Origin of the sequence: Marinobacter sp. (assembly GCF_041690615.1) — a bacterium.
GTDB lineage: Bacteria > Pseudomonadota > Gammaproteobacteria > Pseudomonadales > Oleiphilaceae > Marinobacter.
The window spans coordinates 1-7318 of sequence record NZ_JAWLGY010000044.1 but is presented as its reverse complement, the minus strand read 5'-3'; the positions used below and the strand labels follow the sequence as shown (position 1 = coordinate 7318).

Here is a 7318-nt window from a genome sequence, read left to right as displayed (position 1 = left end):
TTCCTTTAGTCGTCCGATCACCAGTACACCCGTAGCGGCTCCGCTACAGGCAGTTGGTAGGTCGGGGCAGTCCGGCAATGCGGCACGCCGTCTTGGCTGGCGTTCCGGGGAACAGCTGCATCAGGTAGATGCTGTTGCCTTTTTGCTCCCCCAGTATCTCCTTCACGGCTTTCACGAAGAGCCGGTTCGAGGGAGGCGACATTTCGTGGTTTTTATAGAATTCCCGCAATAACCAGATGATTTCCCAGTGATCATCGGTCAGGGTGATACCCGACTCGGCAGCGATGGTTATGGCGATGTTTTCGTCCCACTGCCGGGCATCTTCCAGAAAACCTTCATTATTGCGTTCGGGTAAGGACATCCGGATATATCTCCTGAAAAGCGTTCACCAGCTGATAATGCGCTGGAACCGGTCGGTAAGCTCCACCATGCCCCGGGTGTCGACCAGCGTCACGCCGTCCCGAACGCCTTCAGCAAGACCCCGGGCCAGGCAATCCCGGACCAGGGCGCTGGTGTCGGGTGGCAGCGCCACTGAACTATCCGCCAGGGCGATCACGGCGTTTTCCATCAGTAACAGGTGGTCCTCAGCCTGCAGCGCCGCCATGCAGCTATGGAATCGTGGGTGGGATGGTGGTTTGTTGAGAAGGTGCAGGGTGACTTGCCCCTCACACTTGAGGGGAGCATTACTCTCAACCGGTTCCTTCATGGCTGGATCACCTCCCGAAAGCGGGCATAAAAGGCGGCATTCGCCGGTACCGCATCGACCCCGGGCTCGGTTTTGTCGATGCCGAAGCGGACCAGGGCGTCCTCATCCGCATAAATATCGGCCAGACCGAACATTCGTGCCGCGCCCAGATTCCGGCTCACCGTTTTCTGATCGGTCGCACTGCCGTCCTGGCCGGGCCTGAGCCAGTTCACTCCCTCGCCACGGAACATCAGGGCTACAGGCTGATCAAACGCTGCCAGTGACAGAGCCATATCCAGGGCCTCACGGCCTCGCCAGTCGCCGTAGGGCGGGGCGTCAATCACCAGCAGGAGTATGTTCCTGGTATCGTTCAATTCAGGCCCCTCCATGGAAATACACCACGCGATCCGACCGGGTCACGGCTTCCACCCACTCCCCAAGTCCCGCAATGGTAAAGCCTTCGGCCAGGTTGGCGGCAGGCTTTTCATAGCGACGGGCTTCCTCTTCGTTAAGCAAACCACGGCGCAGGGCAGAAGCGATACAGGCTACCGGAGTAATCCGGTGCTCTTTCCCCAGGGCCTGCCATTGGGCTGTCCAGTTGGTCTCGTCGGACGGTGGCGCGGTGAGTACTGACGCCAGCTGGACCCCGTCGCCGTACAGGAACACCAGGTCAACCTTATGGCCCGTCTCCAGCAGCGTCTTGCAGAAGTCAAAGGCCGTGGCGGGTGCCTGGCTGATATAGGGAGCCCCGGTAATCACCAGGCTATAGCCGGGCTTGCGGTTTGTGGAAACGTCAGGCATGGCCATGTCTCGGAATCGGAACGGTTACACACGGGATGGTAGCAAGAAAAAAGCCCCGCAGGGCGGGGCTTCTTCAGGCGGGCGAAAGATTGCCGCCAGTATTATTCGTTGCTCAGGGCACCAATGATGTGCAGCAGAGAAACGAACAGGTTGTAGATACTGAGGTACAAACCAACCGTCGCCATCACGTAGTTGGTCTCACCACCGTTCACGATGCGGCTGGTGTCGAACAGAATGAAGCCGGACATCAGCAGCACGATTGCACCACTCAGAGCCAGGCTCAGCATGCTGACGTCAACGCCGAACATGGAAGCGACCATCGCGCCCAGCATGGTAACCAGCACAACCACGAGGCCGGCAACCAGGAAGCTCCGCATGAAGGAGAAGTCCTTCTTGGTGGTCAGCACGTAGCCGGACAGGGCAAAGAACACGATAGCCGTGCCGCCGAGGGCCTGCATAACCACGGCGCCGCCGTTAGAGAGCGCGAGGTAGTGAGACAGCAGTGGCCCTAATGACAGGCCGAGCAGGCCGGTGAAGGCGAATACGACACCGATTCCAGCCGGGCTGTTGGCCGTGCGGGGAAGCACAAACCAGATCAGGCCCAGGGCAACGAGTGAGCAGATCATGCCGATGCCATGACCAAGGCCCATTGCCATGGAGACGCCCGCCATGACCGCGCTGAAGACAAGCGTCATGGCCAGCAGCATGTAGGTATTCTTGAGCACCCTGGTGGCATCGGCGCTGATGCCGGTGCCCGCTCCGGCTCGCGGAGCCGCGTAGGTACCCTGGTTCTGGTTGACGTTGAAACGCCTGTTATCCATGTGTGTCTCCGTAGAATGATTGCTCTTTGGTTAGCGGCTCCCCGTCAGGAGCCCTTGCGCCATAGCGTCCATCATAATGGACAGCCATCAAGTTTCAATCGTTAAAGTTCAGGAATTCAGACAGTTCTTGGCTGCCAGGGTTCCGCATTACGTCAATTTAATGATTATCGGGTGTTCCGGGGTCCCGCTGCGGGTCCCCGGACCGGTGTTTTCCTTCGGTCGTTGTACTGGCTTCCCAGTCAAGTTCCGGATTAACCTGGCAGAAAGTGCATTCCTCGATATCCACCGACGCACCACCCGCCTCCACATACCTTATACGATGGCGGGCCGATCCACGGTTTGCAGAAACCGAAAACCGGCGGTCCCTTTCCCGTTCCTGGCCCGCCTGAGGGTTTTTTTCAGTGCTCATAACGTGTCCCCGTCAACGGTAAAGCCGGAGCGACTGCTCCAGCGTTTTCTGTATTCAAGGTGGGGGCGCCAACGCAGGAATCAATGGTCAGACCACCAGGGTAGGGCACTTGGCCATGCTGGCAACACGCTGGGAAACACTGCCGAGTATCATGCCGTCCTTGTCGCTGTGGGTACCCCGGGAACCCAGTACGATCAAATCCACGTCGTGCTGTTTCGCGAACTTGACGATGGCCTTGGAAGGCCGCCCCCCCTTGACGAAGCCCCGCACGCTGGGCGCTCCCAGTTGCGTAGCATACTGCTTGGCGTACTCCACCACATCCCGGGCATGTTCGGACAGGGCCTGGTCGGGTATCTGCATCTCTTGTGGACGGACCATCGACAGGGACGCCTCAAACAGGCTGTGGTGTTTGAAGACACAGATCAGATAGAGCTCGGCCCCGGTCAACTTCTGGAATTCCACCGCCTTCTCCAGCGCATCCAGTGCCGGCTTGGAGCCATCAACGGCTGCCAGGATTCGTCGGAACATGATCACCTCCTCAACGCGCCTTGGCGCTTTCTGATCAACGGAATGCCAGGTCCCGCAGGAACAGGGCGATTTGCGGGAAGGCGATCAGCAAGCCGGCCGCCAGAACCAGGATGAAGATAAAGGGCGGTGTACCCCGGATCACTTCCCAGTAGGGTCGTTTGAAAATCGCAATTGCGGTGAAGATATCGCAGCCAAATGGTGGCGTTGCCGACCCGATCGCTACCTGCAGCGTGATCAGCACACCCACCAGCACCGGGTCGAGTCCGGTCGCCTGGATCGCCGGGGCAAAGATGGGGGTGAGTACCAGTATTACCACAATGGGATCGACGAACATGCAGGCGACGAAGAAAGCCACACAGATGGCAATCAGCACACCCACCGGTCCGGCTTCGTTGACACCGACCGCGGCCAGGATGGTCTGGGGGATCTGTGCAAACGAGATGATGTAGGAAAAGCCGTTACCCGCGGCCACCAGAATAAACACCACCGCTGTAATCAGGCCGGTGGACTTGGCAATGCGATAGATATCCACGGTTTTCAGGGAGCGGAAAATGACAAACTCCAGCAGCAGCGCGTAGAGCACACAAACAGCGGCCGCTTCTGTCGGGCTGAAGATACCACCGTAGATACCACCCACAATAATGACCGGGAAGAACAGCGGCCACACGGCCTGCTGCACCGAGCGCATGCGCTCTCCCCAGCTGGCCTTGTCTTCGGTGGGTACCTTGTTGCGGTAGGCATAGAACAGGCAATACAGGGAGAACATCACCAGAATCATGATGCCGGGCCCAATGCCGGCAATAAACAGTTCGGCGATGGAGGTTTCAGAGATAACCCCGTAGATGATCATGCCGATGCTTGGGGGAATCAGGAAAGCAATATCACTGGCATTGATGATCAGTGCCAGGGTAAAGGAATCCGAGTAGCCGGCCTTGAGCATTTTCGGACGCAGGGGCGAACCGATGGCGACCACGGTCGCCTGTGTGGAGCCGGAAACGGCACCGAACAGGGTGCAGGATGTAGCCGTACTGATGGCCAGGCCGCCCTTGATGTGGCCGATAAAGGACATGACCATTGCAATAAGGCGATCGGCCGACTGGCCCCGGGTCATTATGTCAGCGGCCAGGATAAACATGGGGACCGCAATCAGTGATGCAGGGCGAATCCCCCCCATCATCTGCTGGATCAGGGTGGTCATCTGGCCGAAGCCATTGAACATTTCGTAAAAGCCAACCAGTGCAGCGGTCAGCAACGGGATCATCATCGGGAAGCCCAGCAGGAGCAACACGATCATGATCGCCAGAAGTAAAGTCGCCATGAATGTTTCCTTTTTTCTTGCTCTTGCGCGTGGTCAGACTTCCGACTCAGTGTCGGCGTAGCCGTCAAGCACGGAAGTCGACAGGTACACGTCCCTGGCAACGAGGTTCTTGATGGCAGTGAGAACGTACTGGATGCCGGTGATGGCGAATCCTATGGGTACCCAGATGTAAATGAGCCAGATAGGCATGTTCAGCGCGGGCAGAACCCGGCCCCTGCTATACATGGTCTGGATGTATTCGACTGAGTAATAACAGAGAAAAAACATCACCGCCGCAGTGAACAGGGCGATAGCAATCATCAGCACTTTGCGGGCTGTCGTCGGCAGTGTGTCGTAGATCGCCGACATGCGAATGTGCCGCCCATGGCGTGCGGCATAACCCAGGCCGGCAAAGGTGATCATGATGATCAGGATGCGGTTGATCTCGCCGGAAAAGAATAGCCCCTCACCAAACACGAAGCGTGCGATCACGTTCACACAGGTGTTCAGAGCCATGAGCAATACACCGGCCGCGAGTATTACCGCTTCAATTTTTGCAATTACAAGGTCGACAAAGCCCAGTGGGCCCGGCAGCCCCGATTTATAACCTTCGGCTTCATCCGGTTCGGTGGCTGAATTGGTCATGGCGGGCAAACTCCGTTTTGAAACAGGTCTGGACGGTGGTCAGGCCCCGGAGGATTCCCTCCGGGGCATTCAGGGCTAGTCGCTTTGAACGTCTTCGAGATCTTTCTTGAACTGGTTGAGCAGCTCCTCGCCACGCTCGCCGGTCATCTCGATGAACCGCTCCTCAACCTCCGGGGCGCGGTCGCGGAATGCCTGGATCTGCTCCTCATTGAGCTTGGTCACGGTGACCTCGTCGGATGCCTCCGTGATCTTCTCGAGGGATTCGTCCGCCAGACCATCGATATGGTCGATGATCTTGTCAAAGGCGTAGTCAGCCGCTTCCCTAACCAGCTTCTGATCTTCTTCGGACAGGCCGTTATAGAAGTCCTGGTTAGCCATGATGGCCGTGGTGAACCAGCCATGGCCGGTGAACAGCAGGTTCGGGGATACTTCGTACAGGCCTCCGGACTCGATCCAGAAGATCGGGTTTTCCTGACCGTCGATCATGTTGGTCTGCAGCGCCCCATACACCTCACCCCAGGGCAGGGGTGTTGGTGTGGCACCGAAAGCCTCATAGGTGGCAGACAGCAGCGGGTTGGTCATAACCCGGATCTTCTTGTTCTTGAGATCCTCGGGGCTGGAAGCTTTTTCATCCAGCGTGATAACCATTTCCCCTTCCGGGTACATCTTCAGGAGTTCCAGATCCTTTTCCGCATATAGCTCCGGAAACATCTCATTGATGGCATCACTTTCCCGGAAGAACTCCACTACCGTTTCCATGTCCGTAGGCATGAGATAGGGGATGAAGAATATCTGGGCCTCGGGAATCAACGACCCGGTAAAACCGGGGGACTGGTTCACGAACTGCAGGATGCCGTTCTGGGTCTGCTCCATGATGTCATCGGACTCGCCGAGCTGGCCGAACTCGAAGATCTGGATCTGGTGGTCGGAGTTCTCCTCAACGTATTCCTTGAAGAACTCGGCATAGACGTCCTGTACGTCGCCGTCATACTCCTCATGGGCGTAGCGCCAGGTCGCAGCGTTGGCAACACTGGTCGCACCGATGGCCGCAGCCAGGGTGAGCGTGGTTGCACCGGTGATTTTCCGTAACATTGTGCTCTTGTTCATGCCTTTCTTCTCCATCGTCCTCAAGAGGCACGGCTGGGGTCTGACCGGCTTTATTATTCTGTAGGTAGGCCGAGGGATCGGGCGCGATAAACCCGAACCCAGCCGTGGCATATTTTGATTAACGCCTTTTTAGACTGGCAAAACATTGATAATAAGGCAAGAAAACCGTTCCCAAAGGTTACGATTACGTCCGGGCGCCTATCGACGGCCGATAGCCGCAATGAACGTTGAAGCCCTGTTATTGCGGCTCAGGCCATTGCCGGCAACCACCGACTCGGGCAGCCTGATGATGTTCAGCAAACATTCACCGGGCGATGTCGTTCCGGAGAGGGGAGGCAGCCGCTATGTTTGAAGGAAGAACCGTTCAGGCCCTGATGCTTGCACTGGTGCTGCCGGCACTGGCCTGCGGGGAACCCCTGAGTGGGGCGCGGGTCGAGCGGTTTGTCGAATCATTGAGGGTGCTGCAGGCCGATGAGCACTTTCTCAGGGCCATTGAGCAGGGTCAGCAGGTCCGCGGTATGGCTGCCACTGTTCCCGGGTCCATGATGGTGTCGGAGAGCCTGGTGGCGCTGCGGCGCGCCAGTTCGCAGGATAACAGGGAGCTGGAAGCCATGATGGGACGTATCGCCCGGGAGCACGGTTTTAACGATACCGAAGACTGGGCAGATGCCGGTGACCGGATTCTGCTGGCCCTGATGAGTCTCGGACTCGAGGAACCGGCCCCCGCACTTCTGCAGCGACTTGACCGCATTGAAGCGGAACTGCATGACAGCGACCATTTCTCAGATGACCAGAAAGTGAGGATGGCGCGGATGCTAAGCGCAAGCAGGAAACGGGTCGAACAGGCGGGAGATGTGTCGCAGCAGGACCGGGCGGCAGTAGAACCCTACGTTGGGGAGCTCAAGAAAGCCCTGGCCTGGTAAAGCCGATAGAGCAGGGCGGGCGCAAAAAAAGTGATTGCGGCGCGTAGAGTAAAGCTCTGGAAGTCGCCATCAGAAAGGAAGCAAGAAATGGCGGTGGGCCAG

General features: G+C 57.8%; 10 protein-coding genes. 1 reads left to right on the top strand and 9 read right to left on the bottom strand.

Annotation, left to right across the window (positions count from 1 at the left end; all coding sequences use genetic code 11):
• Positions 1–43: 43 nt before the first annotated feature.
• The 9 genes from ACESMZ_RS17380 to dctP all read right to left on the bottom strand — a co-directional run bounded on the left by ACESMZ_RS17380 (position 44) and on the right by dctP (position 6293).
• On the bottom strand, positions 44–361 hold the full coding sequence (locus tag ACESMZ_RS17380; protein WP_372956862.1) for a TusE/DsrC/DsvC family sulfur relay protein: 318 nt from the start codon (positions 359–361) through the stop codon (positions 44–46).
• Positions 362–385: 24 nt separating this feature from the next.
• Complete coding sequence (tusB, locus tag ACESMZ_RS17375; RefSeq protein WP_372956863.1) at positions 386–706, bottom strand: sulfurtransferase complex subunit TusB; 321 nt, start codon at positions 704–706, stop codon at positions 386–388.
• Positions 703–1059, bottom strand: coding sequence for a DsrE family protein (locus ACESMZ_RS17370; RefSeq protein WP_372956864.1), 357 nt, complete (start codon positions 1057–1059; stop codon positions 703–705). Before ACESMZ_RS17370 ends, tusB begins: the two co-directional genes overlap by 4 nt.
• A 1-nt stretch (position 1060) precedes the next feature.
• Positions 1061–1486 carry a sulfurtransferase complex subunit TusD gene (gene tusD / locus ACESMZ_RS17365; protein ID WP_372956865.1) on the bottom strand — a complete coding sequence of 142 codons (426 nt, stop codon included), beginning with the start codon at positions 1484–1486 and terminating at the stop codon, positions 1061–1063.
• A gap of 101 nt (positions 1487–1587) precedes the next feature.
• Positions 1588–2307: a Bax inhibitor-1 family protein gene (locus tag ACESMZ_RS17360; RefSeq protein WP_372956866.1), complete on the bottom strand. Its 720-nt coding sequence runs from the start codon at positions 2305–2307 to the stop codon at positions 1588–1590.
• A 496-nt stretch (positions 2308–2803) separates the two neighbouring features.
• Positions 2804–3244, bottom strand: a complete 441-nt coding sequence (locus tag ACESMZ_RS17355; protein ID WP_372956867.1) for a universal stress protein — start codon at positions 3242–3244, stop codon at positions 2804–2806.
• A 34-nt stretch (positions 3245–3278) separates the two neighbouring features.
• Positions 3279–4562, bottom strand: a complete 1284-nt coding sequence (locus tag ACESMZ_RS17350; RefSeq protein WP_372956868.1) for a TRAP transporter large permease — start codon at positions 4560–4562, stop codon at positions 3279–3281.
• Between the two features lie 33 nt (positions 4563–4595).
• Positions 4596–5186: a TRAP transporter small permease gene (locus tag ACESMZ_RS17345; protein ID WP_372956869.1), complete on the bottom strand. Its 591-nt coding sequence runs from the start codon at positions 5184–5186 to the stop codon at positions 4596–4598.
• A 75-nt stretch (positions 5187–5261) separates the two neighbouring features.
• A complete protein-coding gene (gene dctP / locus ACESMZ_RS17340; RefSeq protein ID WP_372956870.1) occupies positions 5262–6293 on the bottom strand; it encodes a TRAP transporter substrate-binding protein DctP in 1032 nt (343 codons plus the stop codon).
• A gap of 344 nt (positions 6294–6637) precedes the next feature.
• Here dctP and ACESMZ_RS17335 point away from each other — a divergent pair, with 344 nt between their 5' ends.
• Entirely contained in the window at positions 6638–7216 is a 579-nt protein-coding gene (locus ACESMZ_RS17335) for a hypothetical protein (protein ID WP_372956871.1), read from the top strand.
• The last annotated feature ends 102 nt before the right edge of the window (positions 7217–7318 follow it).

Excerpts from the sequence above, each read along its gene's own strand:
- tusD (WP_372956865.1), bottom strand. The coding sequence starts at position 1,486 with ATGCCTGACGTTTCCACAAACCGCAAGCCCGGCTATAGCCTGGTGATT.
- ACESMZ_RS17360 (WP_372956866.1), bottom strand. The coding sequence starts at position 2,307 with ATGGATAACAGGCGTTTCAACGTCAACCAGAACCAGGGTACCTACGCG.
- tusB (WP_372956863.1), bottom strand. The coding sequence starts at position 706 with ATGAAGGAACCGGTTGAGAGTAATGCTCCCCTCAAGTGTGAGGGGCAA.
- ACESMZ_RS17345 (WP_372956869.1), bottom strand. The coding sequence starts at position 5,186 with ATGACCAATTCAGCCACCGAACCGGATGAAGCCGAAGGTTATAAATCG.
- ACESMZ_RS17380 (WP_372956862.1), bottom strand. The coding sequence starts at position 361 with ATGTCCTTACCCGAACGCAATAATGAAGGTTTTCTGGAAGATGCCCGG.
- dctP (WP_372956870.1), bottom strand. The coding sequence starts at position 6,293 with ATGAACAAGAGCACAATGTTACGGAAAATCACCGGTGCAACCACGCTC.
- ACESMZ_RS17355 (WP_372956867.1), bottom strand. The coding sequence starts at position 3,244 with ATGTTCCGACGAATCCTGGCAGCCGTTGATGGCTCCAAGCCGGCACTG.
- ACESMZ_RS17335 (WP_372956871.1), top strand. The coding sequence starts at position 6,638 with ATGTTTGAAGGAAGAACCGTTCAGGCCCTGATGCTTGCACTGGTGCTG.
- ACESMZ_RS17350 (WP_372956868.1), bottom strand. The coding sequence starts at position 4,562 with ATGGCGACTTTACTTCTGGCGATCATGATCGTGTTGCTCCTGCTGGGC.